This window comes from Arthrobacter sp. R4 (genome assembly GCF_051365025.1).
GTDB lineage: Bacteria > Actinomycetota > Actinomycetes > Actinomycetales > Micrococcaceae > Arthrobacter.
The window spans coordinates 212265-238601 of sequence record NZ_JBLWIJ010000013.1; the positions used below are offsets into that span (position 1 = coordinate 212265).

The 26337-nt window shown below is 65.2% G+C and carries 28 protein-coding genes; 15 read left to right on the forward strand and 13 right to left on the reverse strand.

Annotation, left to right across the window (positions count from 1 at the left end; genetic code table 11):
- Both ACLKOZ_RS09470 and uidA read left to right on the forward strand, forming a co-directional pair.
- Nucleotides 1-426, forward strand: a complete 426-nt coding sequence (locus ACLKOZ_RS09470; protein WP_436474603.1) for a GlcG/HbpS family heme-binding protein — start codon at nt 1-3, stop codon at nt 424-426.
- A 75-nt stretch (nt 427-501) separates the two neighbouring features.
- Nucleotides 502-2343, forward strand: a complete 1842-nt coding sequence (gene uidA / locus ACLKOZ_RS09475) for a beta-glucuronidase (protein WP_436474605.1) — start codon at nt 502-504, stop codon at nt 2341-2343.
- A 61-nt stretch (nt 2344-2404) separates the two neighbouring features.
- Here uidA and ACLKOZ_RS09480 read toward each other — a convergent pair whose 3' ends face one another.
- Nucleotides 2405-3460, reverse strand: a complete 1056-nt coding sequence (locus ACLKOZ_RS09480) for a LacI family DNA-binding transcriptional regulator (protein WP_436474607.1) — start codon at nt 3458-3460, stop codon at nt 2405-2407.
- A gap of 148 nt (nt 3461-3608) precedes the next feature.
- Between ACLKOZ_RS09480 and nadE the strand changes: the two genes are divergently transcribed.
- Together nadE and ACLKOZ_RS09490 are read left to right on the forward strand one after the other, a co-directional pair.
- Nucleotides 3609-4463 (forward strand): ammonia-dependent NAD(+) synthetase, encoded by an 855-nt coding sequence (gene nadE, locus ACLKOZ_RS09485; protein WP_436474609.1) that lies wholly within the window; start codon nt 3609-3611, stop codon nt 4461-4463.
- 22 nt (nt 4464-4485) lie between these two features.
- Nucleotides 4486-4842: a DUF5655 domain-containing protein gene (locus ACLKOZ_RS09490; RefSeq protein ID WP_436474611.1), complete on the forward strand. Its 357-nt coding sequence runs from the start codon at nt 4486-4488 to the stop codon at nt 4840-4842.
- A 56-nt stretch (nt 4843-4898) separates the two neighbouring features.
- Here ACLKOZ_RS09490 and ACLKOZ_RS09495 read toward each other — a convergent pair whose 3' ends face one another.
- Both ACLKOZ_RS09495 and ACLKOZ_RS09500 read right to left on the reverse strand, forming a co-directional pair.
- Nucleotides 4899-5825, reverse strand: a complete 927-nt coding sequence (locus tag ACLKOZ_RS09495; protein ID WP_436474613.1) for an NADP-dependent oxidoreductase — start codon at nt 5823-5825, stop codon at nt 4899-4901.
- A gap of 60 nt (nt 5826-5885) precedes the next feature.
- Complete coding sequence (locus ACLKOZ_RS09500) at nt 5886-6674, reverse strand: IclR family transcriptional regulator (protein WP_436474615.1); 789 nt, start codon at nt 6672-6674, stop codon at nt 5886-5888.
- Between the two features lie 190 nt (nt 6675-6864).
- Here ACLKOZ_RS09500 and ACLKOZ_RS09505 point away from each other — a divergent pair, with 190 nt between their 5' ends.
- The 3 genes from ACLKOZ_RS09505 to ACLKOZ_RS09515 all read left to right on the forward strand — a co-directional run bounded on the left by ACLKOZ_RS09505 (nt 6865) and on the right by ACLKOZ_RS09515 (nt 9530).
- On the forward strand, nt 6865-7584 hold the full coding sequence (locus ACLKOZ_RS09505; RefSeq protein WP_436474617.1) for a CoA transferase subunit A: 720 nt from the start codon (nt 6865-6867) through the stop codon (nt 7582-7584).
- A 69-nt stretch (nt 7585-7653) separates the two neighbouring features.
- Nucleotides 7654-8337 carry a CoA transferase subunit B gene (locus ACLKOZ_RS09510; RefSeq protein ID WP_436474619.1) on the forward strand — a complete coding sequence of 228 codons (684 nt, stop codon included), beginning with the start codon at nt 7654-7656 and terminating at the stop codon, nt 8335-8337.
- A complete protein-coding gene (locus tag ACLKOZ_RS09515) occupies nt 8334-9530 on the forward strand; it encodes an acetyl-CoA acetyltransferase (RefSeq protein WP_436474621.1) in 1197 nt (398 codons plus the stop codon). The genes ACLKOZ_RS09510 and ACLKOZ_RS09515 overlap by 4 nt, the downstream gene beginning before the upstream one ends.
- Before the next feature lie 93 nt (nt 9531-9623).
- Here the strand turns inward: ACLKOZ_RS09515 and ACLKOZ_RS09520 are convergent, their stop codons facing one another.
- Nucleotides 9624-10331: an ankyrin repeat domain-containing protein gene (locus tag ACLKOZ_RS09520; RefSeq protein WP_436474623.1), complete on the reverse strand. Its 708-nt coding sequence runs from the start codon at nt 10329-10331 to the stop codon at nt 9624-9626.
- A gap of 10 nt (nt 10332-10341) precedes the next feature.
- Entirely contained in the window at nt 10342-10923 is a 582-nt protein-coding gene (locus ACLKOZ_RS09525; protein ID WP_376044677.1) for a GlcG/HbpS family heme-binding protein, read from the reverse strand.
- Between the two features lie 240 nt (nt 10924-11163).
- On the opposite strand from ACLKOZ_RS09525, the gene ACLKOZ_RS09530 reads away from it, so the two are divergent.
- The 4 genes from ACLKOZ_RS09530 to ACLKOZ_RS09545 all read left to right on the forward strand — a co-directional run bounded on the left by ACLKOZ_RS09530 (nt 11164) and on the right by ACLKOZ_RS09545 (nt 14487).
- A complete protein-coding gene (locus tag ACLKOZ_RS09530; RefSeq protein WP_337351818.1) occupies nt 11164-12393 on the forward strand; it encodes a sensor histidine kinase in 1230 nt (409 codons plus the stop codon).
- The gene (locus ACLKOZ_RS09535) at nt 12390-13016 is read left to right on the forward strand and encodes a response regulator (protein ID WP_436474626.1); all 627 of its coding nucleotides are present in this window, start codon (nt 12390-12392) and stop codon (nt 13014-13016) included. Before ACLKOZ_RS09530 ends, ACLKOZ_RS09535 begins: the two co-directional genes overlap by 4 nt.
- Before the next feature lie 52 nt (nt 13017-13068).
- Nucleotides 13069-14124 carry a zinc-dependent alcohol dehydrogenase family protein gene (locus ACLKOZ_RS09540; protein WP_436474628.1) on the forward strand — a complete coding sequence of 352 codons (1056 nt, stop codon included), beginning with the start codon at nt 13069-13071 and terminating at the stop codon, nt 14122-14124.
- A 159-nt stretch (nt 14125-14283) separates the two neighbouring features.
- Complete coding sequence (locus tag ACLKOZ_RS09545) at nt 14284-14487, forward strand: cold-shock protein (RefSeq protein WP_013599688.1); 204 nt, start codon at nt 14284-14286, stop codon at nt 14485-14487.
- Nucleotides 14488-14550: 63 nt separating this feature from the next.
- On the opposite strand, the gene ACLKOZ_RS09550 is transcribed toward ACLKOZ_RS09545, so the two are convergent.
- Nucleotides 14551-15684 carry an acyl-CoA dehydrogenase family protein gene (locus ACLKOZ_RS09550; RefSeq protein WP_436474764.1) on the reverse strand — a complete coding sequence of 378 codons (1134 nt, stop codon included), beginning with the start codon at nt 15682-15684 and terminating at the stop codon, nt 14551-14553.
- A gap of 269 nt (nt 15685-15953) precedes the next feature.
- On the opposite strand from ACLKOZ_RS09550, the gene ACLKOZ_RS09555 reads away from it, so the two are divergent.
- Nucleotides 15954-16460 (forward strand): MarR family winged helix-turn-helix transcriptional regulator, encoded by a 507-nt coding sequence (locus ACLKOZ_RS09555; protein WP_337347024.1) that lies wholly within the window; start codon nt 15954-15956, stop codon nt 16458-16460.
- Between the two features lie 6 nt (nt 16461-16466).
- Here ACLKOZ_RS09555 and ACLKOZ_RS09560 read toward each other — a convergent pair whose 3' ends face one another.
- Entirely contained in the window at nt 16467-17123 is a 657-nt protein-coding gene (locus tag ACLKOZ_RS09560) for a DedA family protein (RefSeq protein ID WP_337351966.1), read from the reverse strand.
- Between the two features lie 62 nt (nt 17124-17185).
- Nucleotides 17186-17767, reverse strand: a complete 582-nt coding sequence (locus ACLKOZ_RS09565) for a helix-turn-helix domain-containing protein (protein WP_337347025.1) — start codon at nt 17765-17767, stop codon at nt 17186-17188.
- 66 nt (nt 17768-17833) lie between these two features.
- On the opposite strand from ACLKOZ_RS09565, the gene ACLKOZ_RS09570 reads away from it, so the two are divergent.
- Complete coding sequence (locus tag ACLKOZ_RS09570; protein ID WP_436474631.1) at nt 17834-18808, forward strand: NAD(P)/FAD-dependent oxidoreductase; 975 nt, start codon at nt 17834-17836, stop codon at nt 18806-18808.
- Nucleotides 18809-18815: 7 nt separating this feature from the next.
- Here the strand turns inward: ACLKOZ_RS09570 and ACLKOZ_RS09575 are convergent, their stop codons facing one another.
- From ACLKOZ_RS09575 to ACLKOZ_RS09590, 4 genes are read right to left on the reverse strand one after another with little or no spacing between them, the layout of a single operon-like run.
- Nucleotides 18816-19592 (reverse strand): enoyl-CoA hydratase, encoded by a 777-nt coding sequence (locus ACLKOZ_RS09575; RefSeq protein ID WP_337351812.1) that lies wholly within the window; start codon nt 19590-19592, stop codon nt 18816-18818.
- On the reverse strand, nt 19589-20527 hold the full coding sequence (mmsB, locus tag ACLKOZ_RS09580) for a 3-hydroxyisobutyrate dehydrogenase (RefSeq protein ID WP_337347028.1): 939 nt from the start codon (nt 20525-20527) through the stop codon (nt 19589-19591). The genes ACLKOZ_RS09575 and mmsB overlap by 4 nt, the downstream gene beginning before the upstream one ends.
- Nucleotides 20520-21605 (reverse strand): enoyl-CoA hydratase/isomerase family protein, encoded by a 1086-nt coding sequence (locus tag ACLKOZ_RS09585; RefSeq protein WP_436474634.1) that lies wholly within the window; start codon nt 21603-21605, stop codon nt 20520-20522. Before ACLKOZ_RS09585 ends, mmsB begins: the two co-directional genes overlap by 8 nt.
- On the reverse strand, nt 21605-23101 hold the full coding sequence (locus ACLKOZ_RS09590) for a CoA-acylating methylmalonate-semialdehyde dehydrogenase (RefSeq protein ID WP_436474636.1): 1497 nt from the start codon (nt 23099-23101) through the stop codon (nt 21605-21607). Before ACLKOZ_RS09590 ends, ACLKOZ_RS09585 begins: the two co-directional genes overlap by 1 nt.
- Nucleotides 23102-23391: 290 nt before the next feature.
- Here ACLKOZ_RS09590 and ACLKOZ_RS09595 point away from each other — a divergent pair, with 290 nt between their 5' ends.
- Together ACLKOZ_RS09595 and ACLKOZ_RS09600 are read left to right on the forward strand one after the other, a co-directional pair.
- Complete coding sequence (locus ACLKOZ_RS09595) at nt 23392-24198, forward strand: exodeoxyribonuclease III (protein WP_337347031.1); 807 nt, start codon at nt 23392-23394, stop codon at nt 24196-24198.
- A 34-nt stretch (nt 24199-24232) separates the two neighbouring features.
- The gene (locus tag ACLKOZ_RS09600; RefSeq protein WP_436474638.1) at nt 24233-25165 is read left to right on the forward strand and encodes a hypothetical protein; all 933 of its coding nucleotides are present in this window, start codon (nt 24233-24235) and stop codon (nt 25163-25165) included.
- Here the strand turns inward: ACLKOZ_RS09600 and ACLKOZ_RS09605 are convergent.
- Nucleotides 25162-26214: a LacI family DNA-binding transcriptional regulator gene (locus ACLKOZ_RS09605; RefSeq protein WP_436474640.1), complete on the reverse strand. Its 1053-nt coding sequence runs from the start codon at nt 26212-26214 to the stop codon at nt 25162-25164. The two genes, ACLKOZ_RS09600 and ACLKOZ_RS09605, sit on opposite strands and share 4 nt — an antisense overlap.
- Between the last annotated feature and the right edge of the window lie 123 nt (nt 26215-26337).

Below are 26337 nucleotides of genomic sequence, written 5' to 3' on the forward strand. Positions count from 1 at the left end.
ATGCAGCACTTCGTTGAAACACTATCGGTGAACTATGCCACTGCCGCCCGGGCTGTTTCCCTGGCCATTGAGATCGGAGCACAACGCGGCGTCCTGGTTTCGGTCAGTGTCGTGGACCCAGCAATGGGCCTTATCGCCTTCGGCCGCGCAGACGGTTCGATGCCCCACAGTGTCGAGACCAGCCGTCGGAAGGCCAACACCGCCGCCTCATCGAGACGTCCGACAGGGTGGATGCAAGGTGACTTCGCAATTGCCCTCCCGATGGGCACAGATAATCTGCTGACGAACATCCGAGGTGGATTCCCCTTGGTTCATGGGGAGAACCATCTTGGCGGCCTCGGTATCGCTGGAGGTACGCCTGACCAGGATTCCGAGATCGGTCTTGTCGTCCTGGACGCCCTTGCAAGGGATGCATCAGAGGCCTGACGACTCCAACCCGACAGTACTTCCGCGGTTCTGTTCCGCGTCGACACATCGCACCCAATACTGAAGGAGAACCGCGTGCTGAAGCCACGTTCTACACCTACCCGCGAACTTCACAACCTCGACGGTCTCTGGCTGTTTGCGCTTGATACCCAAGCAGGAGAAAGCCCATGGACCCGGGTCCTGGATACAAAACTTGAAGCAGCGGTACCGGCGAGTTACAACGACCAGTTCGTCTCCCCCGAGATCCGGAACCACGTGGGCTGGGTGTATTACCAGCGAACGGTGCGCGTTCCGCGAGGCTGGTCCGAGGAACGCATCGTGCTGCGTTTCGATGCTGCAACGCATGCAAGCCGCGTGTATGTAGGCGACACCCAGGTTGCCGAACACATTGGAGGGTACACACCCTTTGACGCAGACATCACCGACTTCGTGCAGCCAGGTGAGGAATTCCGGCTGACTGTCGCGGTAAGCAATGAGCTAACCAACACGACAATCCCTCCTGGCACGATCACAATGTCACAAAGTGGCCGACGCACCCAGACCTATCTCCACGACTTCTACAATTACGCAGGACTGGCCCGATCTGTCTGGCTGTACAGCACACCTCGACTTCATCTCCAGGACGTGACCGTCACGACGCAGGTCCGGGGGATGGCGGGCATCGTTTCTTACACCGCCCAGCAGACGGGGACCGCTGATGTAAGGGTGACCATCCTGGATCAGGAGAAGACAAAAGTTGCATCCGGGTCCGGGGAAAGCGGAACGATGGAAATCGAATCGGTCAATCTTTGGCAGCCGGGCGCGGCATACCTTTACGAACTTCTCGTGGAACTCGTTGACGACGGGAAAGTTATCGACTCCTATACTGAGGTTTTCGGTGTCCGGACCGTAGAAGTAAAGGGCACCGAGTTTCTCATCAACGGCGAACCCTTCTATTTCACTGGCTTCGGAAAACACGAGGACACAGCCATTCGCGGCAAGGGACACGACAACGCTTATCTCGTCCACGACTTCCAGCTGTTGGATTGGATCGGCGCGAACTCGTTCCGCACTTCTCATTACCCATATGCCGAAGAAGTGCTGGAGTTCGCAGACCGTCATGGCATTGTCGTGATCGACGAAACTGCCGCCGTGGGCCTGAATCTCGGCGTCCAGGGAGGCCTCTCGGGGAAGCCCACCACGCCGTCGTTCTCGAGCGAGACCTTCAATGATCAGACAAGGAAAGCGCACGCCCAGCACATTCGTGAATTGATTGCCCGCGATAAAAATCACCCCAGCGTTGTTATGTGGTGTATAGCCAACGAACCCGCGTCGAACGAAGAGGGTGCCCGCGAGTACTTCGAGCCTCTTGTGAACTTGGTTCGGGAGCTCGATCCGACCCGTCCGCTGACTTACGCCGTCGTCATGTTCGCTACGTTCCGCAACGATCTGATTGTTGACCTGTTCGACGTCGTAGGTCTGAACAGGTACTACGGCTGGTACGTCATGAGCGGCGACCTGGAGTCAGCCGAAACCTATCTGCGGATGGACATCCAGGGATGGATTGACCGCGTCGACAAACCCATCATGATGACCGAATATGGAGCTGACACTCAGCCGGGAGTCCATTCGGTGTGGGACCAGCCATGGACGGAAGAATACCAAGCGGCCCTTTTAGAGATGCACCACCGCGTATTCGATGAAATCCCACAGTTTGTCGGTGAACAGATATGGAACTTCGCTGACTTCCAGACCAGCAACGGTATTCACCGTGTGGACGGGAACAAAAAGGGTGTCTTCACGCGGACCCGTCAGCCGAAGGCAGCAGCACATGCCCTCCGCACGCGCTGGAGCGCCATTGGCAACCGCAAGCCTACGAAGCCCGGCGACTCTGGCGCTGAGGTCCCCGCCGTAGTGGAGAATCCTGTTCTTCAGTAGGCAGCGTGGTGGAGTGTGACGTCTGGGCGGGCCCCACGCTCCACCACCGCCGGTAACAGCATCATTTCAACAGCCGCCCGCTTGAGCCCCGCACCACCAACTCCGTTTCCACATGGAGGGTGCCGGCGGAATCACCGGTGCCCTGCAGAAGATCAAGCAGCAGCCTGGCAGCGCTGGAACCGCACTCACCGAGCGGTGAGCGCACTGTAGTGAGCGGCGGCGTGGTGAAGTCCGCCCCGAAGATGTCGTCGAACCCCACGATGCTAATCTGGTCCGGAACCACCACGCCCGCGGCCTGCAGTTCCTGCATCAACCCGATGGCCAGGAGATCGTTGTAAGTCAATACGGCAGTGGCGCCACTGGCCAGGACGTCGCGCGCAACTTGCCTGCCGCCGTCGACTGTGGGCTTGGTGGATTCCAGGCGCACAGCCTCGATCCGGGACCACTCACAGGCGGCCTGCACGCCGTTCCAGCGGCGGCCGGTCATCCAGGACTGCGGCGGCCCGGCAACAAAGGCAACCTTCCGGTGGCCGTTAGCGGCCAGGCTGCGGACTGCCTCGCTAATGCCCTTGCTGACGTCCGGGACCACGCAGGGGACGCCGTCGACCTCGCGGTTGATAACAACCACGGGCTTGTCGCGGGCAAGCGTGCGGATGTCGTCATCGTCCATGCGCGGGCTGGCCAGGATCAGGCCATCCACGGTAGCCATCATCCGGCGCGCTGCCGTCACTTCCGTGCTTGCAGATTCGGCCGACTCGGCGAGCACCAGGGTGTAGTCACGCACACTGCCGGTGGCTTCGGCCCCCCGGATGATGTCGAAGAAAGTGGGGTTCGTAATGTCGGCGACAATCAGGCCGAAGGTGCTGGTCCGGCCCGTGGGAAGTGCCCGGGCGAACGGGTTGACCTGGTAGTTCAGCTCGGCGGCCGCATCCTCAATGAGCTTCAGCGTCTTGGCACTGACCCTTCCCGGCTTGCTGAGGGCACGGGAAACGGTGGACGGATTCACGCCAGTAACTTTGGCAATGTCGTAGATGGTGGCATTGGATTTGCCGTTGCGTGCGGGCTTCTTTACCGGGCCTGGTGTTGCGGCAACGTCCGGCGTCCTGGGTTCAGTCACCGCCCCATCCTAACGAGGAATCAGCCCAACCGGGCAGTTTTTGGCCAGCGGTTGCCGCGGCTGGTGGCGGATGGGTGTCATGCTAAGCGCGCCGGCTCCGGCCGGACACAGTTGAGCCATATTGACACCGCTGGCTAGGCTGGGACACATGCGCGAACTCCAGGCCAGAATCGTTGAAGAAATGGGCGTGCAGCCCCGGATCGATCCCGTGGGGGAGGTGCGCAAACGCGTGACTTTCCTCAAGGACTACCTCAAGGCAACCCACACCAAGGGCTTTGTCCTGGGTATCTCCGGGGGCCTGGACTCGTCGCTGGCCGGACGCCTGGCCCAACTGGCCGTCGAGGAGTTGGAAGCCGAGGGCGTCGAGGCAAACTTCGTGGCGGTCCGCCTTCCATACGGCGTGCAGCACGATGAGGACGACGCCCAGGCGGCACTGGACTTCATCCAGGCCAAGACCGAGTGGACCTTCAACATCTCAGCTGCCGTGGACGGCTTCGAGGACGAGTTCGAGAAGTCCGTTGGCAACGGGATTTCCGATTTCCACAAGGGCAACACCAAGGCCCGCACCCGCATGATTGCCCAGTACGCGCTGGCCGGCGAGCACAATTACCTGGTCATCGGCACCGACCACGGCGCCGAATCAGTCACCGGCTTCTTCACCAAGTATGGCGACGGCGGCGCGGACATCCTGCCCCTTTTCGGCCTGAACAAGCGCCAGAACCGTGAACTTCTGGCCGAGCTCGGAGCCCCCGCCCGCGTCTGGGAGAAAGTGCCCACCGCGGACCTGCTGGACGGCAAGCCCGGGCGCACCGACGAGGACGAACTGGGCCTCAGCTACGACCAGATCGACGACTACCTTGAGGGCCGGGACGTGACGGACGAGGTAGCCGAAAAGATCGAAGAAAAGTACTTGCGCACCCGCCACAAGCGCACCGTCCCCGTCACGATCTTCGACACCTGGTGGAAGCACGAGGGCCCCGAGGAACCCCGGGTAGGCCTCTAGGCGGGCCTGGCGCACGACGTCGATGACCCACGACGTCGACCGTTACCTCGCGGGAAAGCCGCCGGGCGCCGTCGAACTTTTCCGCCGGTTCCGGGCTATGGTCCTTGCCGCCGGCGAGTGCGAGGAGCGGGTCCACCGCACGGAGGTGGCGTGGGCGGACCGGCGCGTCTTCGCCTCGGCATTCATCGCCTCCGGGCGACTGGAAGTAGCCATCGATCTCCTGCGGCAAGTGGAGCATCCAGCCTTGCTGCAAAGCTTTCCCACCACCAGGAAGGTCTGTACGCACCGGTTCACTTTCACGGCGGCTGACCAACTCGACGCCGACATCGAGGCGTGGCTGGTCGAAGCCCACGATGACGTTGGACCGGGAACGCGTTGAACGCCCCGGGATGCGGCACCCGGTGTCCTACGGCAGGAGCTTCCCGCTCACGAGCCTTACGGCAGCAGGACAATCTTGCCGTGGCCGTGCCCGCTGCGGCTGAGTTCCAGCGCATCAGCCGCCTCAACGAGCGGCAACCGGTGCGCAATGGTGAACGTGATCAGGCCTTCCGCGGCGAGCGTCGCCACATCCATGATTCGGCCCTCCTCCTGCTGAACCGCCGCGATCCCGGCCTCCTGTGAAGACTTGCTCGGCACGGTCACTACTGCACGGCTCCGGTCCTGCAGCAGTTCGACCGTTGCCGCCACGGACTCTTCCGTCCCCGCAGCATCCAGCACGGCTGTTACTGCACCGGCCTCTTCAGCTGCGGCCCTCACGCGGTCCGCCAGGCCGGGCCCGTAAGGAACCGCTTCCGCGCCCAGCTCCCGCAGGTAGTCCTGGTGGGCTTCCGACGCCGTGCCTATCACCCGCGCGCCAAAGGCCTGTGCAATCTGGACGGCCGCGGAACCCACTCCCCCGGCCGCCGCGTGGATCAGCACCGTGTCGCCCTCGCCCACACCCAGCTGCTTCAAGGCCGAATACGCGGTGCCGCCGGCCACCGGGATGCAGGCAGCCTGTTCAAAATCGACGCCGGCGGGCAGGGGCGTGAGCTGTTCGGCGGGCACGACGGCTTCCAACCGGTAACCGCCTGTGAAGCCGTTCCAGATGACCTCGTCGCCCACGGTAAAGCCTTCGGATGCCGGTCCCAAGGCTGGCCCCACCGCCGTGACAATTCCGGCGGCCTCACTGCCGGGCACTTCGGGGAGCTCCAGCGGGGCCGCGTTGCTGAGCTGTCCGGCCACCAGCTGCCAGTCCATCGGGTTGACGCCAATGGCGCGGAATTCGACGCGCACTTCCCCGTCGGCGGGTTCCCGCAGGTCCTCCGGCCCTACCTTCAGGACCTGTGGATCGCCGTACTGTTCGAAGTAGACATTAGTGCTCATATCCCTGGCTCCTCTAGGGTGTCCGGCCTCCATAGCTAGCGTAGGCACGCTTGTCGGCTGTCACAACAATTCCCTGCCCGGCGCCCCCAGCTTGCTGGTGATCCGGTGTGCTTCCTCCAGCAGGAGCCGGCCCAGTACTTCCTGCCGGTCTTCGCGGAATCGCGGTTCGATGCCGGTCAGGGAAAGAGCCCATGCCGGCCGTCCGGCCTGGTCGAAGACGGCGGCGCCCATCCCCCAGCTGCCTTCCAGCACCAGTCCGGGATTCACCGAATAGCCCGCCTGCCGGGTCCTGGCCAGGCTGGCCCGGACCACCTCTGCTGTGTGGGCTTGGGCGAACGTGCCGGCATGGCCGGGCCAGTTCTCCAACAGCTGTTCCTGCTCCGCCTCCGGCAGGAATGCCATGATCGCGGTCCCGGCCGAGGCGACGCCCAGCGGGAACCGGACTCCTTCGTGCAGCACAAAGGAGCGCACGGGAAAGCTGCCCTCCTCCCGGAGCAGGCAAACCGTCTCCGCAGCCCGGCGGACGGAAAAGAAGGCACTCTCCCCGGTTTCCTCCGCCAGCCTTCTCAGGCTTGGCCGGGCAATCTCCTCGAGCGGAAAGCGCGCGCTGGCCACCGACCCCATCAGCAGGATTTCCGGCCCGAGGATCCAGTTTCCGGTTCGGGCATCGTGGTCAAGCAGTCCCTCAGCCGCAAGCGAGGTCAGCAGTCGGTGGACCGTGGGCCGAGTGAGGCCCGACTCCTTCACCAGCTCCACCAGCGTGCTGCCCTCGGGCTTGCGGCCGGCGATGCGCAGCAGCCCGGCGATACGGCTGACAACCTGCGCGCCCTGCACGGGATTTTGGTTCAATTCGGCCTCGCTATCGTCAATGTATCCATATTGTGGACTCCAATTAGCCTACCGTCCACACTGTAAAACCGCTACAAAACCAGCCAAATAAGTACCTTGACAGTAGAAGATCCGCACCCGTACGCTTCGAAGCCAAAGCCGTTGTCCATAAAGTGGATTCCTGGCAGGTTCACTCTCAATGAGGAGAAAGATGTCCAAACTCAATTCAAGCGCCGCTGACGCCCTGCACGGTGCCCTGCGTGACGGGATCACCCTCGCCGTGGGTGGCTTCGGCCTCAGTGGCATCCCGGCCGACCTGATCGAGGCTGTCCGCGACTCGGGCGTCCGGGACCTGACCGTGGTGTCCAACAACATGGGGGTGGACGGCAAGGGCCTTGGGGTCCTGATCGAAGCCGGCCAGGTCCGCAAGGTCATCGCCTCCTATGTAGGCGAAAACAAACTGTTCGCCGAGCAGTACCTCGCTGGCTTGCTTGAGGTGGAGTTCACGCCGCAGGGCACGCTGGCCGAACGGCTCCGCGCCGGCGGCGCCGGCATCCCCGCTTTCTACACCAAGACAGGAGTGGGAACCCTCGTGGCCGAGGGCAAGCCGCTGGCAGAGTTCGACGGCGAAACGTACGTTCAGGAGCGCGCCATCCGCGCCGACGTCGCGCTGGTCCATGCCCACACCGCGGACACGGACGGGAACCTGATTTACCGCTTCACCGCCCGGAACTTCAACCCGGTTGTGGCTACAGCCGGTGCGGTCACCATCGCGGAGGCGGAAGTGATCGTGGAGCCGGGGGCGCTGGATCCCAACCACGTAGTCACTCCCGGCGTCTACGTCCAGCGGCTGGTCCAGGCTTCGGTGCGCGTCAAGGACATCGAACAGCGCACCGTCCGCTCCCGGACCTCCGAGCCCGTCCCCGCCTAGTTAGCCCTCCGCGCAGTCCGGCGCGTACGAACACTCAAGCCCCCAAACTTTGAACCCGAGGAGAAACCCATGGCCTGGACCAGGGATGAAATGGCTGCCATCGCGGCCGAGGAACTGAACGACGGCGACTACGTCAACCTGGGGATCGGCATTCCCACACTGGTGGCCAACAACCTGCCCCACGGCGTCCGCGTGATCCTTCAGAGTGAAAACGGCCTGCTGGGCATGGGGCCATTCCCCTACGACGGCGAAGAGGACGCGGACCTCATCAACGCCGGCAAGCAGACCGTCACCGTGTTGCCGGGCGGCAGCATCTTCGATTCCGCCACGTCCTTCGGCATGATCCGTGGCGGCCACGTGAAAGTCGCCATCCTCGGGGCCATGCAGGTCTCCGGCAACGGCGACCTCGCCAACTGGACCATCCCCGGCAAGATGGTCAAAGGAATGGGCGGGGCCATGGATCTCGTCGCCGGGACCCCGCGGGTAGTGGTCCTGACCGAACACAACGCCAAGGACGGTACGGCCAAAATCGTCACGGAGTGCACGCTGCCGCTCACGGGCCTCAGCTGCGTGGACCGGATCATCAGCGACCTGGCCGTCTTTGACCTTCTGAAGAATGAAGGAGAAACGGGCGACGGCGGGCGGCAACTCACGCTCACGCGCCTTGCGCCGGGGGTCAGCGTGGAGGAACTCCGTGAGAAGACCGAGGCCGCATTCGACGTCCAGCTCGAAAACGAAGGAGCCACAGCATGAGCCTGAAGGAACAGTTCGGCAAGGATGTCCTGCTCACCGGCTGGGGCCACAGCCGGTTCGGCAAACTCACCGACGAAACCCTTGAGTCCCTGATCGTCCAGGTGGCCACCGAAGCCATCGCCAACGCCGGCATTGAAGCGGGCCAGATAGACGAGATCTACCTCGGCCAGTTCAACTCCGGGATGATGCCGCTGGCCTTCCCGTCATCCCTGGCGCTCCAGGTCTCCCCGGACCTGGCCAACGTCCCGGCCACCCGTGTCGAGAACGCCTGCGCGTCCGGCTCGGCCGCGTTCCAGCAGGGCACCAAGGCCCTCCTCGCCGGCACGGCAAAGACGGTCCTCGTGATCGGCGCGGAGAAGATGACCCATGCTGGCGCCGACGTGGTGGGTGCGGCGCTGCTTGGCGCGGACTACGACATGGCCGGCCAGACCTCCACCACCGGCTTCACCGGCCTGTTCGCCGACGTCGCGAAACACTACGACAAGCGCTTTGGACGCGGAAACGGAAAACTGGGCGACGTCCTGGGCAGCATTGCCGCCAAGAACCACCGCAACGGCGTGGACAACCCCTACGCCCAGCTCCGGAAGGACCTTGGCGAGGACTTCTGCCGGACCGTCTCGGACAAGAACCCCATGGTGGCCGATCCCCTGCGCCGCACCGACTGTTCCCCCGTGTCCGACGGCGCCGCCGCCGTCGTGCTCTCAACGTCACCAACCGGCGGGGCTACTGTGCCGGTGCGGCTTGCGGGGTTCGGCCACGCCAACGGCTTCTTCCCGGCCGAACGGCGGGATCCTACGGCCTTCGAGGCCACGCGTGTGTCCTGGCAGCGCGCCCTGACGATGGCCGGCGTCGGGCTTGAGGACCTGGATTTCGCAGAGGTCCACGACTGTTTCACCATCGCCGAACTGCTCATGTACGAGGCCATGGGGCTCACCGAAACCGGCCAGGGCGCCCGTGCCCTTGAAGAAGGCTGGGTGTTCAAAGACGGCAAGCTGCCGGTCAACGTCTCAGGCGGACTCAAGGCCAAGGGCCACCCCGTGGGCGCCACGGGCGTGTCCCAGCATGTGATCGCCGCTATGCAGCTCACCGGCACGGCCGGCGACATGCAGCTGGCGAATCCGCGCCGGGCGGCCGTACAGAACATGGGCGGAGTGGGCATTGCCAACTACGTGAGCGTGCTCGAGGCCGTCTAAGAAAGGCCAGACGTCGAAACAGCCCAGTTTTGAGGCCCTGGTGCACGCCAAGACACCCTAAATTGCGGGCGACCCAGCCAAAACTGGGCTGTTTCAACCGCCGCCGCGGATCAAGTTGGCGATCTCCACAAAACCCAGCCGTTCGGCGTTGTCCAGGGCGGTCCGGCCCTCCGGATCCCGGATGCTCGGATCCCCGCCGGCCTCCAGCAGCAGGCGGACCACCTCCTGTTGCCTGGGTCCGCCGTCATTGAGCAGGATGGCTTCCTGCATGGCGGTCCAGCCCAGGTTGTTCACGTGGTTCACCGGCACGCCGGCGGCCAAGAGGATTCGGACCGTTTCCACATGGCCGTGTTCGCTGGCGGGGATCAGCGCAGTCCCGCCAAACCGGTTGGTGCTCCCAACATCCGCGCCTGCTGCCAGGGTCAGCTGGAGCACCTCGTTGAATCCCTCAGCCCCCGCGTAGAGGAAGGCGGAATCCTGGATGGCGTCCTTGGCGTTCACGTTTCCGCCGCGGCCGATCAGCTCCCGCACCAGTGCCGCGTTGTTGGCCTTCGCGGCGGCAATCAGTTCTTGATCAAGCCGGGCCTGGGCCTCGACAGATAGGGCTGGCGGGGTGGCCTGCGTGCTGGGAACGGACGGGGCTGCGGCTGGCGTGGAGGTGGCCGCAACCGGTGGCGCAGGACTTTCCAGGACGGACGACGACGGCGCCTCCACTCGCTGCGGCTCACCCGGGCCGGCCTGGCACGCAGTCAGGCATCCGGCCACAGCACCAGCCAGAATGAACATCCTGAACCGCCTCATGAAGCCGAGCCTACTTGGCCGGGGCGGCCGCCGCTGCGGCGATGGCCTCGGCGCCGGCGGTGGCGCAGGCTTCGTCCAGGTTGCCATCAGGAGCTCCGCCCACACCGATGCCTGCCACTGAGACACCGTTGACCTTGAGGGGGACACCGCCGGGGAGGAACAGCGTGCCCGGGAGGTCCGCGATGCTGGGTCCGGTGCCGTTGATGCGCTTGGCCAACTCACTGGTGGGTGCACCGAAGGCGGCGGCGGTGTAAGCCTTCTGCTTGGCCGCTTCGATGGTGTGCTCAGCTGCGTTGTCCCCGCGCAGGAGCGCCTGGACGGTTCCGAACCTGTCCACCAGGGCCACCGTGACGAACGGCAGCTTGTCCGCCTGGCACTTGGCCAGGGCTGCGCTGACGGCATTCGAAGAAGCTCCCACCGTGATGCGGTTCTGCGCCACCACGGTTTCCGGTGCCTGCGGGATGTCGACGGCAGGCACCGCAGCCGGCGCAGCCGCCTGGCTGGTCCCGGCATTGGCTGCCGCAGTCAGGCCTCCGGTCAACAGCAGGGCCCCTGCGGCCGCAGCGGCGGCAAACGTGGTGGACTTCTTCACGGTGTTCTCCTTGGGTTAGATGAAATCTCGGCTGGCGTGGCTCGATCCGGACCTTGGCTTGGGCCGCGGGCACGTTGCCTCATATCCATCCTGTCCAGCCACGCCGGAACAAGCATCGGGCCTTTGGCTGGTCCCCGGTCCCCCGGAAGGCCAGCAGCATCAGCCAAAAGGTTGAGAGACCAGCAACGGCGCGGGCAATAGCATGGGATCGGAACTCCCTCCTGACCTGAACCGGACCCCATGCCTTCCCCAGATGCTCCCCGTGAAACCTTGACCACCGGCCCCGGCCTGCCTGCCGGACCTGGGGCGGAGCCTGGCCGGCTCGGACGGATCGACACCGCCGTCCACCTCGGCTTCGCGGTACTCCTGGTGGCGTCCGCCGTCCGCTATGCCATGCGGCACAGCATGCAGGACAACCTCCTGGTCCTCGGACTCGCGGGCGCGGTCTGCGCCCTCTACGCCGTCATAGCCGTGCTGGCCCGGCAGAGACGCCCGTGGGCGGTATGGATGTTGGTACTGGTGGGCGTGTGGGCAGTCCTGGTCATCGCCGCACCGAGCTTTGCGTGGTGCTCATTCGCGATCTTCTTCCTGTGCCGGACGGCCTTCACGGGTGCCGTGGGCTATGTGGCGGCCGGCGCGACGGCGGCCGCCACCGCCGTCGGGCTCTTCCGGCTCAGCGACGGCACGGATCTTGCGATGCTGCTGGGGCCAGTGGCTGTGGGCGTAATGCTCACGCTGATCTACGACCGGATCGAGCACGACGCCGCGCAGCAGCGCCGCCTTCATACCGAGGTTTCGCTCGTGCAGGGAGAGCTGGCGGCCAGCGAGCGCCGGGCCGGAACCATCGCCGAACGCGAGCGAGTCTCGCGCGAGATCCACGACACCGTGACACAGGGCCTTGCCAGCAGCCTCCTGCTCCTGGAGGCCGCTGACCGTGCGTGGCCCGGCCAGGAATCACGGCAAGACCTTAACCAGGCCACTGACCTGCTGCGCCGAAACCTCTCCGAGACACGCAGCCTGGTCCACGAGCTCGCGTCCCCGGGACTTGACGCTGCGCCGCTGCCCGAGGCCCTCCACCAGGCCGCCGCCCAGTACGTCCCGCACGCCCGACTCCTGGTCACCGGCGAACCGAGGGACGTCCCGGCAGAAGTGCGGCACACCCTGCTGCGGGTGGTCCAGAGCGCCGCCGCGAACATCCAGCAGCACGCAGACGCGGCCACCACATCGTTGACCCTCGGATTCCTTCCCGATTCCGTCACCCTGGACATTTACGACGACGGAACGGGCTTCGACCCGTCGGCGGCAGCACCGCCGTCGGACGCCGGCGGCTACGGCCTGAGGGCGATGCGCCAGCGGGTGGAGCAGTTGGGCGGCGTATTCTCAGTGGAAAGTTCACCCGGCGAGGGGACCATCGTGGCTGCACAGGTGCCGGCCCGCCTGCCGCAGAAGACAGATCGGAACGACGCATGAGTGCCATCACCGTCCTCCTGGTGGACGACCACTTAGTGGTCCGGAGCGGCCTGAGGGCCTTGCTGGGCACGCAGCCTGACTTTGGCGTGGTGGCCGAGGCAGCTTCCGGCGAGGAGGCCCTGGAGCTGGTGGACCTGCATGCACCTGCGGTGGTGGTAATGGACCTTGCCATGGGGGCCGGAATGGACGGGATCGAGGCCATCAGGCAGTTGCGGCAGCGGAACAGCAGGCAACCCATCCTGGTGTTTACCACTTACGACTCGGACGCGGACATTGTCCGGGCGGTGGATGCCGGCGCCATGGGCTACCTCCTCAAGGACGCCGCGCCGGACGAAATCTTTGCGGCCCTCCGCGGTGCGGTCCAGGGAAAAAGCGTGATGAGTGCACCCGTGGCCTCGCGGCTCTTCCAGCAACTGAGGAATCCCGACGAGGTCCTGACGCCCCGGGAAGCGGAACTGCTCAGCCTCCTGACCCAGGGGCTCAGCAACCGGGAGCTGGGCCAACGGCTCTTCATTTCCGAGGCCACCGTCAAGACGCATCTGGCTCACATTTACGCCAAGCTCGGGGTGGAGACCCGTGCCGCGGCGATCGCGACGGCCATCCGCCGGGAGGGTATGCGCTAGCTCCCAGGGATAGACTCGGTATCCCCGTTGTCCATGCCCGACAGGAGCAGTCATGCGCGCCACCATCATCCACGGCCCCGGTGATATCAGGGTGGAAGACCGCGACTATCCAACGGTCCAACTGCCCACGGATGTGGTGGTCAAAGTGGTGGCGTCGTGCGTCTGCGGCTCGGACCTGTGGCCCTACCGCGGCGTCAAGCCCACGCGCCGTCCTTCGGCCATAGGCCACGAGTTCATCGGCGTGGTGGAGAACACCGGCGCCGACGTCACAGCGCTGAAGGCAGGCGATTTTGTCATCGCCCCGTTTGTGGTCAGCTGCGGTGAATGCCCTCAGTGCCTCAACGGCGTGACCGTTGCCTGTGCCCGGTTGGCCGGTTGGGGCGGCCGGGACGACTCCGGAGTGAAGATCGACGGCGGCCAGGGCGAGGCCGTCCGCGTGCCCCTGGCCGAATCCACCCTGGTCAAGGTGCCGCTCGCCGGAGATCCTGACGACGACCTCCGGAAGAACCTGCTCACCCTGTCCGACGTGATGGCCACGGGCCACCACGCAGCGCTCTCCGCCCAGGTCTCCCCCGGCCGGACCGTTGTGGTGGTGGGCGACGGCGCCGTGGGACTTTGTGGCGTGCTGGCCGCCAGGCGGCTGGGCGCCGAGCGGATCATCGCCATGTCCCGCCACGCGGACCGGCAGGCCCTCGCCCGCGAATTCGGTGCCACGGACATAGTGGAAGAACGCGGGGATGACGGCGTGGCGAAGGTCCGTGACCTGCTGGGTGGTGTGCTCGCGGACTCTGTCCTTGAGTGTGTGGGGACCAAGGAATCAATGGAACAGGCGCTGCACTCGGTCCGGCCCGGCGGCGCCTTGGGCTTTGTGGGAGTGCCCACGGGCGGCGCCGAGATTCCACTGCGCTACCTCTTCGACAGGAACATCACAGTGTCTGGCGGCATGGCGCCCGCGCGGACCTATATCCCCGAACTGCTCGAGGACGTACTGGCCGCACGCATCAACCCCGGCCGCGTGTTCGACGTCGAAATGCCGCTTGAGGACGCGGCCGAAGCGTACAAAGCGATGGATGAGCGCCGGGCCATCAAGGTGCTCTTGAGGCCGTAACCTCCGTTTCCGGCAGGTTACAGCTTGAATAGTTGATGACTCCAGCTATTGCACGCCCACCCTCCGCCCCCTAGGTTGGAAACAGCGGGGGATAGTCTCCGTCTCTGCCTGCCGTTGGAGCAGGACCAGAAAAGGGTTACAAAGGAAGTAGCAATAGCAATGGCAACAGGCACAGTTAAATGGTTCAACGCCGAAAAAGGCTTTGGCTTCATCGCTCCGGATGACGGATCCGCTGACGTTTTCGCGCACTACTCGGCAATTGCCAGCAGCGGCTACCGCTCCCTGGATGAGAACCAGAAAGTCGAATTCGATGTGACCCAGGGTCCCAAGGGCCCGCAGGCAGAGAACATCCGCCCGCTGTAACGTCTGAAGGGAACTCCCCCTCGGTGCTTTCGGGCACTGACGGGGGAGTTTTCGCGTGTGCAGCTAAACGAAGGCTGACACTCCTGTGACGCCGCGGCCCACGATCAGCGAGTTGATTTCGTAGCTGCCCTCGTAGGTATACAGGATTTCAGCGTCGCCGAAGAGCTTTCCCATCTCGAAATCCGGGCTGATTCCGTTGCCGCCCAGGATGGAACGGCCCATGGCCACCGACGCCCGCGCCAGCCTGGTACAGGTGGACTTGGCCATGGCGGCCTGCACCATTTCCAGTTTGCCGTCCTCCTGGATCCGGGCCAGCTGTGCCATCAGGGCCAGCGCAGCGGAGGCGTTGCCCAGGATTTCGGCCAGTTGTTGCTGGATCAGCTGGAAGCGTGCCAGTTCCTTGCCAAACTGCTTCCGAGCCAGCGAGTAGGAACGGGCGACGTCGAAGGTCGCCAACTGGATGCCGGCACCTTGCCAGCCCACCCAGGCACGTGAATCCCGCAGGAGGTCGTTGGCTTTCGAGAAATCGGTGGCGCCCGGCAGCAGGTTGGACTGCGGAATGCGCACGTTATCCAGGACGATGTCCGCGTTCTGCATGATCCGCAGGCCGATTTTGTTGGAAATCTTGGTGGCCGAGTACCCGGGCCGGTCCGTCTCAACTATGAAGCCCTTGATCTGCCCGTCCGCGTCGTCGCGGGCCCAGACCAGCGCGAAGTCGGCAATGGTTCCCGCCCCTATCCAGCGTTTCGCGCCGTTGATGACCCATTCGTCATCCTCCAGGCGTGCAGAAGTCGCCAGGCCGCCGGCAATGTCCGAGCCGTGATCCGGCTCGGTCAGGGCAAAGGCCCCCAGCTGGGAAAAGGACGTCAGGCCCGGAAGCCAGCGGTCCTTCTGTTCCTCGGAGCCGAGTTCGTGGATCATCCCCACGATCAGCTCGTTGTGGATGCCCACCAGCGCCGACAGGGATACATCTGCCCGGGCCACTTCGACATACATCAGGCCCTTGAACAGCTTGGAACTGCCGTCCGTCTGCAGCCCGCCCAGGCCCCGCTTGCCCATCTCCGCAAGGAGGCCAAACGGGAACTCCTCACGGTTCCAATACTCGATGGAAGCCTGCCGCACCGAGCCCTGCAGGAACTCCCTGATTTCCAGGTAGCGTTCCTTCTCCGTCTCGGGAAGCAGGTCCACGATGTACATCAGGTCCGCGTCCGGAAATGGCAGCTTGGCCGTGGATGCCGCCACCGGGGCGGCCAAAACGCCTTCATCACGTCGTTGTGGCGGCACGGGCTAACGTCCCTTCGCTCTTCCGAACCCTTGGATGTCCTAGTATATTGCACAGAGTTGGATATCAGTGATGCGCATCACGTGACGAAAGGGCCACCATGACAGTCACCGTCGACTTCCACGCAGCACGCGCTGGCCTGCCATTCCGACGCCGGCCACCGCATCCGGCGAAAGGCTGAAGGATGATCGCCCCGTTGCCGCGAGATCCCATCGCCGATGCCCAGCGCAACTGGGAGGAACACGGCTGGGCCGATGTCGCCGCGCCCATGGCAGCCATCACGGCCATCATGCGGACCCAGCAGATCCTGCTGGCCCGGATCGAAGGCGCCCTGAAACCGTTCGGCCTGACCTTTGCACGCTATGAGTTGTTGGCCCTGCTGAGCTTCGCCCGCAGCGGGGCGCTGCCCATGAACAAGGCGAGCGCCTTACTCCAGGTCCATCCCACCTCGGTGACCAACGCCGTCGACCGCCTTGAAAGCGCCGGGCTGGTAGCCCGCTCGCCGCATCCCACCGACGGCAGGACCACACTGATCGAACTCACCGCGGAAGGACGCACCGTGGCAAAAAGCGCGACGGCGGTGCTCAACACCGAAGTGTTCGGCCAGTCGGGATTCGCCCAGGAGGACCTGGACCAGCTCATCCGGATCCTGGGCAGCTTCCGCCGGAACGCCGGGGATTTCACGGACTGACGGATCCTAGCGTTTGGCAGCCTTGCTGCGCCGGACGCTCCTGACCACGAGCCACGCCGCCGTCAGGCCCAGCGTGGCGTACACGGCGTAGTTGAGGAAGCGCGAATACTGCTCGATCACCTGGTACTGCGTGCCCAGCGCGTAGCCGAGTCCTATCAGGGCACCGTTCCACAGCCCGGTCCCGGCAAGCGTGTAGAGGCTGAACGTGGCCAGGCGCATGTTGGAGGCTCCGGCTGGCAGGGAAATGAGGCTCCGTATTCCTGGGAGCAGCCGGCCGAAGAAGATCGACGACCTGCCGTGCCGGCGGAACCACACCGCTGCGTTCTCGAAATCCTCCCGGTCCACGAGCGGGAGCTTCGACAGGCCCCGGATGGACCGCTCGAGCCCCAGCTTGGCTCCGAGCCAGTACAGCAGAAGCGCACCCAGGTAGGCACCCAGCGTGCTGGTGATGAACACGAGGACCAGGTTGAGGGACCCCAGTTTGGCAAGATACCCGGCCAGCGGGAGGATGACCTCACTGGGAATGGGCGGAAGGACGGTTTCGGCTAGCGTGAAGAGCCCCACGCCCCATTCGCCAAGGGTCTCGATCCCCCGCGCCGCGAACCCCACGAGGCCGCCCAGGTTGTCCGTCGAGCCAGAGTCGGCGACGCCCGTTCCCCACATGCCAATTCCCCATTCCACTGGGCAGCCATCTGTTCAAGCGGGGATCCCCGCCTCCTTCGAGTCTAGGAGGAACCGGGCCGGGCCCTCACGTGCATGCGCTCCCCCTGGGTTCCGAAAAGGCTGAGGAACTCCACCGCCCCCGTATCCGCCCGGCCGAACCAGTGCGGAACACGGGTATCGAATTCAGCTGCTTCGCCAGGTTCCATGACGAGGTCCTGGCCGCCCAGTACCATCCTGAGCCTGCCGTTGAGCACATACAACCATTCGTACCCCTCGTGGACCTGGGGATTCGGCGCCTCCGTCTGGCCGGCCGGGAGGATGTGCTTGTAGGCCTGGATGCCGCCGGGCCGCCTCGTCAGCGGAATAATAGTCATGCCCCGGCGGACGATCGGGCGCAGGTGCAGCCGCGGATCCCCGGTGGCCGGAGCACCCACCAACTCATCCAGCGGCACACGATGCGCTTTGGCCAGCGGCAGGAGCAGCTCAAGGTTGGGGCGGCGCTGCCCTGATTCCAGCCTGGACAGCGTACTGACCGAAATCCCGGTGGCTTCGGCGAGCACTGCCAGCGTGGTGTTGCTGCTGAGGCGGAGCGCCCTAAGCCGCGGACCCACGGCCGCAAGGACATCGTCCAATTGGTCTTCCATGCCTCCAGTTTGCCATTCCAGCAAATTCCTTTGCCAGTTCTTCCACCCACCGCAGAGCATTGAGGCATGAGCACAGAAAATGACACTTCCTACGACGTCCTGATCATCGGTGGCGGGCCGGCGGGCCTGAGTGCCGCACAGATGCTGGGCCGCTCACGCCGCTCAGTGGCTGTGGTCGACGCCGGTGAACCCCGTAACGCCCCTGCCCAGGGTGTCCACGGGTTCTTGTCCCGCGACGGCGCCAGCCCGGCCGAACTCCTGAAGATCGGACGTGCCGAAGCCGAGCACTACGGCGTCCGCATCATCCAGGACCAAGCCGTGGCGGCAGCGGGGAGCACTGAAGACGGTTTCGACGTGACCTTGGCCGATGGCAGGGTGATCCGCGGCCGGCGCCTCCTGATTACCACCGGCCTGGTGGACGAACTTCCGGAGATTCCCGGGCTCCGCGAGCGCTGGGGGAGGGATGTGCTGCACTGCCCCTTCTGCCACGGCTGGGAGGTGCAGGACCAAGCCATCGGCATCCTGGGCAACGGACCGTGGTCCGTCCACCAGGCCCTGCTGTTTCGGCAGTGGAGCGGCAACATCACCCTTTTCCTGAACGACCTCACCGAGCCAACCGGGGACGAGCTGGAGCAACTGGCGGCCAGGGGCATCAAAGTAGTGGCCGGCGCCGTCGAATCACTTCGGATAGAGCAGGACAAGCTACGCGGTGTGGCCCTGGCCGGCGGGCCCGAGGTCGGAGTTGACGCCGTGGTGGTTGGACCCCAGGTCCGGGCAAGGTTGGACGCTTTTGTCGGCCTGGGCCTGGCAGCGATACCGCATCCGATGGGGGTGGGCGACTACCTCGAGACCGACGCCGACGGCGCCACCGCCGTCCCGGGCGTGTGGGCTGCGGGCAACGTGACGGACATGCGCGCCCAGGTCCTGGCGTCCGCGGCGGCAGGGGCATGGACCGCCGTCGTGATCAACAACCACCTCATGGCGGAGGAGCTGGCGGCCGACGTCGCCGCCTACCGTGAATCCATGTCGGTGGCTCCGTAACTGCCCGTCAGCGGTGGCTGAAGTCGGGCTGGCGCTTCTCCGTAAAGGCGGCCATGCCTTCTTTTTGGTCCTCGCTGGCGAACAACGAGTGGAAGATCCGGCGTTCGAACAGGACACCTTGGGCCAGGCCGGTTTCAAAGGCGGCGTTCACGGCTTCCTTCGCCAGCATGGCCACCGGCTTGGATTTGGACGCAATGACTTCGGCAGCTTTCAGGGCCTCCTCCACTACGTTCTCGGCGGGAACCACGCGTGAGACGAGTCCGCAGCGTTCAGCCTCCTCCGCGCCGATGAAGCGTCCGGTCAGGATCATGTCCATGGCCTTCGCCTTGCCCACGGCGCGGGTGAGGCGCTGGGAGCCGCCCATGCCCGGCAGCACGCCGAGGTTGATCTCCGGCTGGCCGAACTTGGCGTTGTCACCGGCAATGATGAGATCGCACATCATGGCCAGTTCGCACCCGCCGCCCAGCGCAAAGCCGGAGACTGCGGCAATAGTGGGAATGCGCAGCCGCGTGAAGTCCTCCCAGCCGCGGAACCAGTCGGCGGCGAACATCTCCATGTAACCTTGCGCAGCCATTTCCTTGATATCGGCGCCGGCGGCAAAGGCCTTGCCGGAGCCGGTGATCACCACCGCTCCAACGCCGGGGTCTGCGTCCATGGCGGTGACTGCTGCCACGAGCTCCTCCATGGTGGCTTTGTCCAGGGCGTTGAGGGCCTCCGGCCTGTTGAGCGTGACCAGGCCTACCCGGCCCCGCTGTTCCACCAGGATGTTCGTGTATTCCGTCATGCCTGACTCCCGTCGTTTGGGGTTCCCTGGGACTTGTCGCGGATGTCCGTGATGATCCCGGAGAAGTCCCGGCCTGCTCCGCCTTCAGCGGCAAACGTATCGTAGATTTCCGAGGCGAGTGGACCCAGCCGGGCCGCCACGCCCGTGCTTTGCAAGGCATTCAGTGCCAGTTTGAGGTCCTTCGCCATCAGTGCCCCGGCGAAGCCCGGCTGGTAATCGCGGTTGGCAGGGCTCGTGGGGACCGGACCGGGAACCGGGCAGTTGGTGGTCAGCGCCCAGCACTGTCCTGACGCCGCGGAGGCGACGTCGAACAGGGCCTGATGCGTGAGTCCCAGCTTCTCGCCCAGGACAAACGCCTCGCTCACCGCGATCATGGAGACCCCGAGGATGAGGTTGTTGCAGATTTTCGCGGCCTGGCCGCCGCCGTGTCCGCCACAGTGGACCACGCGTTTGCCCATCACCTCAAGCAGCGGCCGCACGGCTTCGAAATCTTCCGCTTCGCCGCCCACCATGAACGTCAGCGTGCCCGCCTCGGCGCCTACCACGCCGCCGGAGACAGGGGCGTCCACCGAGCGGTGGCCGGCGGCGACGGCGAGCGAGGCGGCTTCCCGCGCCTCGTCCACGTTAATGGTTGAGCAGTCCAGGAACAGGGTTCCCGGCTTGGCTGCCACCAGCAGTCCGGGCCGTCCGTCCACCCCGCGGTAGGCGTCCAGGACATGCTGGCCACTGGGGAACATGGTCAGGACGACGTCGGCTCCGGCCACTGCGTCCAAAGGGCCGGGAACAGTGGGGACGCCGTGGGCTGCCGCGGCCTCAAGCGCTGCGGGCACCACATCGTAGCCGGCCACGCCGTAGCCGGCCTTGACCAAGTTCACGGCCATTGGCCCGCCCATGTGGCCCAGGCCCAGGAAGGCGACGGTGGGGTTCTCAGACATGGTCAGTCTCCTTTGGCTGAAGGTTGAGTTCAAGGTCGCCCAGGGGCGCAAAGAATCGTTCGACGTCGGCCGCGCGCACCTCCGCGAGCGTGGCGGGCTTCCAGCGCGGGGTGCGGTCCTTATCCACCACCTGCGCCCGGATCCCCTCGCGGAAGTCAGGACCGGCCAGGCACCTGAGACCCACCCGGTATTCCTGTGCCAGTGCTTCATCCAAGGTCAATCCATTGGCCCTGCGGAGGGACTCCAAAGTCACCTTCACGGCAGTGGGCGACTTCGCCTCAATGGTGGCCGCGGCCGCTTCTCCCCCGGTATCCCCGCCCAGGGTACGGAGCCGGCGAAGGATCTCCTCTGCGTCATTGCTGGCGTAGCAGGGGTCGATCCAGCTGCGCTGTGCCTCCAGCTCCGAGGGCGGGGCCGGCTGGCTGAACCGTACGACGGCGGCTTCCGCGGTTTCGCTTTCAAGCGCCACCGCCAGTCCGGAAAGGTTCTCCGAGGGGACATAATGGTCCGCCAGGCCCAAAAACAGGGCATCCGCGCCGCTGAGGTGCGCGCCTGTCAGCGCGGCATGGGTACCCCCTTCCCCCGGTGACTTCGCCAGCAGCCACGTCCCGCCGACGTCGGGCACAAATCCAATGGTGGTCTCGGGCATGCCGGTCCGGGTCCGCTCGGTGACCACGCGGAGGGAGCCGTGGGCCGAGATCCCCACACCGCCACCGAGCACCAGCCCGTCCATGAAGGCCACATAGGGCTTCGGGTAGCCGGCAATAAGGGAGTTCAGGCGGTACTCGTCCTGCCAAAAGGCGGCGGTCTGCGTGCCTCCGGCGAGGATGTCCCGGTAGATGGCGACGATGTCGCCTCCGGCGCAGAGGCCCCGCTCCCCGGCGCCCTGCACCAGGATGGTGGCCACACCGTCGTCGGCCGCCCAGGCGGTGAGCTGATCCAGCATGGCGGCCACCATGCCGGCGTTCAGCGCGTTGACGGCCTTGGGGCGGTTGAGGGTGACCACGCCCAGATGGCCGCGCCTCTCGAACAGGACCTCGTGACCGGATCCCTGCTCCGCTCCTGGCAAACCGGCCATCAGCTTCCTTCCGGCATCACGAAGCTGGCGCCCTGGCGGATCCCGGAAGGCCAGCGCGTGGTGACGGTCTTGGTCTTGGTGTAGAAACGGAAAGCGTCGGCGCCGTGCTGGTTGAGGTCGCCGAAGCCGGAGGCCTTCCAGCCGCCGAAGGTGTAGTACGCGATCGGGACCGGGATGGGGACGTTGATGCCCACCATGCCCACCTCCACGCGGCTGGCGAAGTCCCGCGCGGCATCACCGTCGCGGGTAAAGATGGCCACGCCGTTGCCGAACTCGTGCTCGCTGCACAGGCGCAGTGCTTCGTCGTAGTCGGTGGCGCGGAGCACGCTCAGGACCGGCCCGAAGATCTCCTCCTGGTAGATCTTCATGTCCTTGGTGACGTGGTCAAAGAGCGTCGGGCCCAGCCAGAACCCGTCGTCGTAGCCATCCACGGTGAGGCCGCGTCCGTCCGCCAGCAGGGTGGCGCCTTCCTCAACTCCTGACCGGATGTAGCCCTCAATCCTGTCCTTGGCGCCCGGCGCCACGACCGGGCCGAAGTCCGAGTCCTTGGCCAAGCTGTGGCCTACTTTGAGCCCCTTGATGCGGTCCTGGAGTTTAGCCACCAGCATGTTGGCCGTTTCCTCCCCCACCGGGACGGCCACGGAAATGGCCATGCAGCGTTCGCCGGCAGAGCCGTAGCCGGCTCCGATCAGGGCGTCGGCGGCCATGTCCAGGTCGGCGTCCGGCATGATCACCATGTGGTTCTTGGCCCCGCCGAAGCATTGGGCGCGTTTCCCGTGGGCGGCGGCGGTGGCGTAGATGTACTGGGCGATGGGTGTGGAGCCCACAAAGCCGATGGCTTTGACCCTCGGATCTTCAAGGAGGGCGTCAACGGCTTCCTTGTCTCCGTTGATGACGTTGAACACGCCGTCCGGGACGCCCGCTTCGGAATACAGTTCGGCCAGGCGCAGGGGCACTGACGGGTCCCGTTCGGAGGGCTTGAGGATAAAGGCGTTTCCGGCGGCGAGGGCCGGTCCGGACTTCCACAGCGGAATCATGGCCGGGAAGTTGAAGGGCGTGATGCCCGCGACGACGCCCAGGGGCTGGCGAAGCGAGTGGACGTCGATGTCTCCGCCAGCCTCGGAAAATTCGCCCTTCATCAGATGCGGGGCACCGGCCGCGAACTCCACCACTTCGATGCCACGCTGGATGTCGCCCTTGGAGTCGGCGAGGGTCTTGCCGTGCTCGGAGGAGAGCAGGGTGGCGAGCTCGTCCAGGTTCTGGTTAACCAGGTCCACGAACTTCAGCAGGATCCGGCCGCGTCGCTGCGGGTTCATGGCGCCCCACTCCGGCTGGGCCTTCTCCGCGGCGGCAACCGCGTTCTGCACTTCCTCCCGGCTGGCCAGTGGCACGCGGGCCTGGACTTTACCCTCGCAGGGATCAAAGACGTCGCTGTAACGGCCGGATGTCCCGCCGATCCTACGGCCGGCTACGTAATGGGAAAGTTCGCGCACCATGGCTGAATGCTCCTTCGCATTGTGATCCAGGTCATCTCTGCAAGCGAATATACTCGGACTTCCTACTAAATTCCAGAGCACGCCCGGAGGCCGTGCGGCGCCGCTGTCATTCGCTGTGGCACCGCCGTCGCGGGGCACCGTGCCGGTGCAAGTGGACCACCCTGGAGCAAGGCAACGGCGTGTCCGCGCCCTAGTACCCCGTCTATGCAGATTGCAGCCGACCCGGCATAGCCAGCAGCGCTCGGCCGTCGTGGGCTATGCCGGGCGCCCAAGTTCGGTAAGTTAGGACTGTGAAGATTGCTACCTGGAATGTGAATTCTCTCCGTGCCCGCGCCGACCGCGTCGAGGCGTGGCTGCAGCGCACTGACTGCGATGTCCTGGCCATCCAGGAAACCAAGTGCAAGGACGAGAACTTCCCGTGGGAACTGTTCGAGCGGATGGGCTACGAGGTGGCCCACTTCGGCGTGAACCAGTGGAACGGCGTGGCCATCGCCTCCCGTGTGGGCCTCGAAGACGTGGAACGGACATTCCTGGACCAGCCTGCATTCGGCAAGGCCGGAAAGGATCCCGTCCAGGAGGCCCGTGCCATGGCTGCCACGTGCGGCGGCGTTCGGGTCTGGAGCCTGTATATCCCTAACGGCCGGTCGCTCGACGACGAGCACATGCCGTACAAGCTCAAGTGGCTCGAAAGCCTCAAGACCCACGCGCAGGGCCTCGTCACCGCCGACCCCCACGCACAGGTTGCCCTGATGGGTGACTGGAACATCGCACCCTTTGACGACGACGTCTGGGACATCGACCTCTTCGTGAACAACAGGTACACCCATGTCAGCCCGCCGGAGCGCGCGGCCTTCCATGCTTTTGAAGAGGCTGGCTTCACCGACGTCGTACGCCCCTACACCCCCGGTCCCGGCGTCTACACGTACTGGGACTACACGCAGCTGCGTTTCCCCAAAAAGGAGGGCATGCGGATCGACTTCATCCTGGCCTCCCCGGCACTGGCCGCGAGGGTGACCGGCGCTTCGATCGACCGCGAGGAACGTAAAGGCAAGGGCGCCTCGGACCACGCACCCGTGCTGGTGGATCTGGCAGACTGATGCTGCAGCCATGGACCGCCGAAAGGGGGAAACGATGACCGGAAACCTCTACCGTGGCCAGGCGGGCCTGCCCTTTTCCTCCACCCTGCGCGTCTACGAACCCCTGGACGCCTTTCCCGAGGACCAGCGCGAGGCCATCCGGGCGGCTGGCGCCCGCACCGCCTCCCGCGCAGCGGTGGAAAACGCCGAGCTGCTCGCGTCCCTTGGCCGGATCACCCGGGCCGGCGGCGATCCTTTCCCCACTGGCCGCACCGACCTGGTCCGGGTCACCACCGCTCCCGGCGTGCCGCCGCCGGCATTGCCCGAAGATGCCCCGGCAACGGGAACGTCCGACGGCGGCGCTGGCGCTCAGCCAAGTGCGGGTGCGGACCCCGTGCTGCTCTACTGCCCCAGCCAGCTGGTGCTGCGGGCCGGCCTGGCAGCCAACGCCCTGATGGAAGGCATCCACGGCCCCCTCGCTGAAATGCTGATTCCGGAAGAACAGCGGGACAAGCACCAGGAACGCATCGACCTCGTCAAGGCCCGCGACGGATCCATCCGGGTCCATACCCGCGCTTCAACCTGGGGCATTCCGTTCAGCTGGTTCTCGCTGTTTATGGAAGGCGACCGCAAGGACGTCGTGGAGTCCGGCGGGCGGATCCTCACCGTCCGCGTCTGGGCCCCCATCACCGACGCCATGGAACGGGCACGCTACGCTGTAGCCAACCTTGCCTTGGCGGCCCCGGACCTGGACATGCTGGACGATCTCGCCCAGCTCACGGAGTGGCTTGAGCTGTTTCACGTCAATTCCATGGTGGAGCTGGATTACGGGGCCGTGGCGGATAAAGTGTATCCGGACGAGTCACCGATGGATATCAGGCTGGGAATCGAGTGCCTCGCCGAGGGTGACATGACCGGCGCAGCGGCAGCATACCGTCGGCTGGCGTCGCGGTGGATCCCCATCAGGCAGCTGGCCAGGGCTTCCTAGCCGCGCGGCGGCGCCGTCGTTCTCCGAATGATGAGTTCATGCGGTGCCACGGCGGAGCGCACCGCCCCCGTCACGCCGTCGAGTTCGTCCAGCAGCATTTTGGTGGCAAGCTCAGCCTGCTCGTCCGGGCGCTGGCCCACCGTGGTCAGGCCCATTGCGTCGGCGAAATCGTGGTTATCGATTCCCACGACGGAGAGCTCTTCAGGAACGCGGACCCCCAGCCGGGCCGCCTCGAAGATGACACCCATGGCCATTTCGTCCGAGGCGCAGAAGATGGCAGTGGGTTTGTCCCCGGGACGGGCCCATAGCCGGCGGAAAGCCTCCTGGCCGCTGCGGACGGTGAAGTCCCCCCATTCATCCCATTCGGGGCGGGTGGGCAGGCCGGCGCCCTGCATTACGTCCTTAAAAGCCAGGATGCGGACCCGGGGAACGTCGAAGTTCAGGTCGGTTTCGTCGTCGCCGTGGACTAAGGCAATGTCGCGGTGCCCCAGGTCGATCAGGTGCCGGACGGCAGTGGAGGCGGCGGCGTAGTCATCAATGCCGATATAGGCGCATTCTTCAACATGGCCGCCCACCACCACCAACGGGATGTCGATTTTTTGCAAATGGTCCAGTTCTTCATGGGTGAGGGCCATACACAGCACCAGCAGCGCATCGATCTGCTTGTAGACCATGGTCTTGCTGAAAAGCCGCTCCCGATTGCTGCCGTGGCCGCCCAGGTTGAACAGGGACAGGTTGTAGTTGCGGGCGTGGAGTTCCCGGTCGGCGCCCTCGATGGCCTTGGAGAAGAACCACCTGCTCACGAAGGGCGCCAGCACCCCGATGGTCTTGGTGCGTCCGGTGGCGAGCCCGGATGCCGAAGATGAGGCCACGTAGCCGAGTTCGCCGGCCACTTCGAGGATCTTCTCGCGGGTGGCGGGTGACACCCGTGGCAGTCCACGCACCGCCCGTGAGACGGTGGCTGTGGACACTCCCGCTGCGGCTGCCACATCCTCGATGCTGACGCCACTGTGGCCGCCCCGTTGGGACCTTTCAGATGTGCGTGCCACGGTGTCCCCTCATGTACTCCCTGCAGGAGTACGCCCCTGCTCTAGTGCGATACCCCCACGCCATAGTATTTTGACCGCCGCCCTGCTTCGCAGTGTTACCTGAGCAAAGGGACAGCCGGCGGC

What these genes read in the sequence shown, in the direction of transcription:
- ACLKOZ_RS09470 (WP_436474603.1), top strand. Translation starts at nt 1, where the DNA reads ATGCAGCACTTCGTTGAAACACTATCGGTGAACTATGCCACTGCCGCC.
- nadE (WP_436474609.1), top strand. Translation starts at nt 3,609, where the DNA reads ATGCGCGAACTCCAGGCCAGAATCGTTGAAGAAATGGGCGTGCAGCCC.
- ACLKOZ_RS09490 (WP_436474611.1), top strand. Translation starts at nt 4,486, where the DNA reads ATGACCCACGACGTCGACCGTTACCTCGCGGGAAAGCCGCCGGGCGCC.
- ACLKOZ_RS09495 (WP_436474613.1), bottom strand. Translation starts at nt 5,825, where the DNA reads ATGAGCACTAATGTCTACTTCGAACAGTACGGCGATCCACAGGTCCTG.
- ACLKOZ_RS09505 (WP_436474617.1), top strand. Translation starts at nt 6,865, where the DNA reads ATGTCCAAACTCAATTCAAGCGCCGCTGACGCCCTGCACGGTGCCCTG.
- ACLKOZ_RS09510 (WP_436474619.1), top strand. Translation starts at nt 7,654, where the DNA reads ATGGCCTGGACCAGGGATGAAATGGCTGCCATCGCGGCCGAGGAACTG.
- ACLKOZ_RS09515 (WP_436474621.1), top strand. Translation starts at nt 8,334, where the DNA reads ATGAGCCTGAAGGAACAGTTCGGCAAGGATGTCCTGCTCACCGGCTGG.
- ACLKOZ_RS09520 (WP_436474623.1), bottom strand. Translation starts at nt 10,331, where the DNA reads ATGAGGCGGTTCAGGATGTTCATTCTGGCTGGTGCTGTGGCCGGATGC.
- ACLKOZ_RS09530 (WP_337351818.1), top strand. Translation starts at nt 11,164, where the DNA reads ATGCCTTCCCCAGATGCTCCCCGTGAAACCTTGACCACCGGCCCCGGC.
- ACLKOZ_RS09535 (WP_436474626.1), top strand. Translation starts at nt 12,390, where the DNA reads ATGAGTGCCATCACCGTCCTCCTGGTGGACGACCACTTAGTGGTCCGG.
- ACLKOZ_RS09540 (WP_436474628.1), top strand. Translation starts at nt 13,069, where the DNA reads ATGCGCGCCACCATCATCCACGGCCCCGGTGATATCAGGGTGGAAGAC.
- ACLKOZ_RS09545 (WP_013599688.1), top strand. Translation starts at nt 14,284, where the DNA reads ATGGCAACAGGCACAGTTAAATGGTTCAACGCCGAAAAAGGCTTTGGC.
- ACLKOZ_RS09550 (WP_436474764.1), bottom strand. Translation starts at nt 15,684, where the DNA reads ATGTACATCGTGGACCTGCTTCCCGAGACGGAGAAGGAACGCTACCTG.
- ACLKOZ_RS09555 (WP_337347024.1), top strand. Translation starts at nt 15,954, where the DNA reads ATGATCGCCCCGTTGCCGCGAGATCCCATCGCCGATGCCCAGCGCAAC.
- ACLKOZ_RS09560 (WP_337351966.1), bottom strand. Translation starts at nt 17,123, where the DNA reads ATGTGGGGAACGGGCGTCGCCGACTCTGGCTCGACGGACAACCTGGGC.
- ACLKOZ_RS09565 (WP_337347025.1), bottom strand. Translation starts at nt 17,767, where the DNA reads ATGGAAGACCAATTGGACGATGTCCTTGCGGCCGTGGGTCCGCGGCTT.
- ACLKOZ_RS09570 (WP_436474631.1), top strand. Translation starts at nt 17,834, where the DNA reads ATGAGCACAGAAAATGACACTTCCTACGACGTCCTGATCATCGGTGGC.
- ACLKOZ_RS09575 (WP_337351812.1), bottom strand. Translation starts at nt 19,592, where the DNA reads ATGACGGAATACACGAACATCCTGGTGGAACAGCGGGGCCGGGTAGGC.
- mmsB (WP_337347028.1), bottom strand. Translation starts at nt 20,527, where the DNA reads ATGTCTGAGAACCCCACCGTCGCCTTCCTGGGCCTGGGCCACATGGGC.
- ACLKOZ_RS09585 (WP_436474634.1), bottom strand. Translation starts at nt 21,605, where the DNA reads ATGGCCGGTTTGCCAGGAGCGGAGCAGGGATCCGGTCACGAGGTCCTG.
- ACLKOZ_RS09590 (WP_436474636.1), bottom strand. Translation starts at nt 23,101, where the DNA reads ATGGTGCGCGAACTTTCCCATTACGTAGCCGGCCGTAGGATCGGCGGG.
- ACLKOZ_RS09600 (WP_436474638.1), top strand. Translation starts at nt 24,233, where the DNA reads ATGACCGGAAACCTCTACCGTGGCCAGGCGGGCCTGCCCTTTTCCTCC.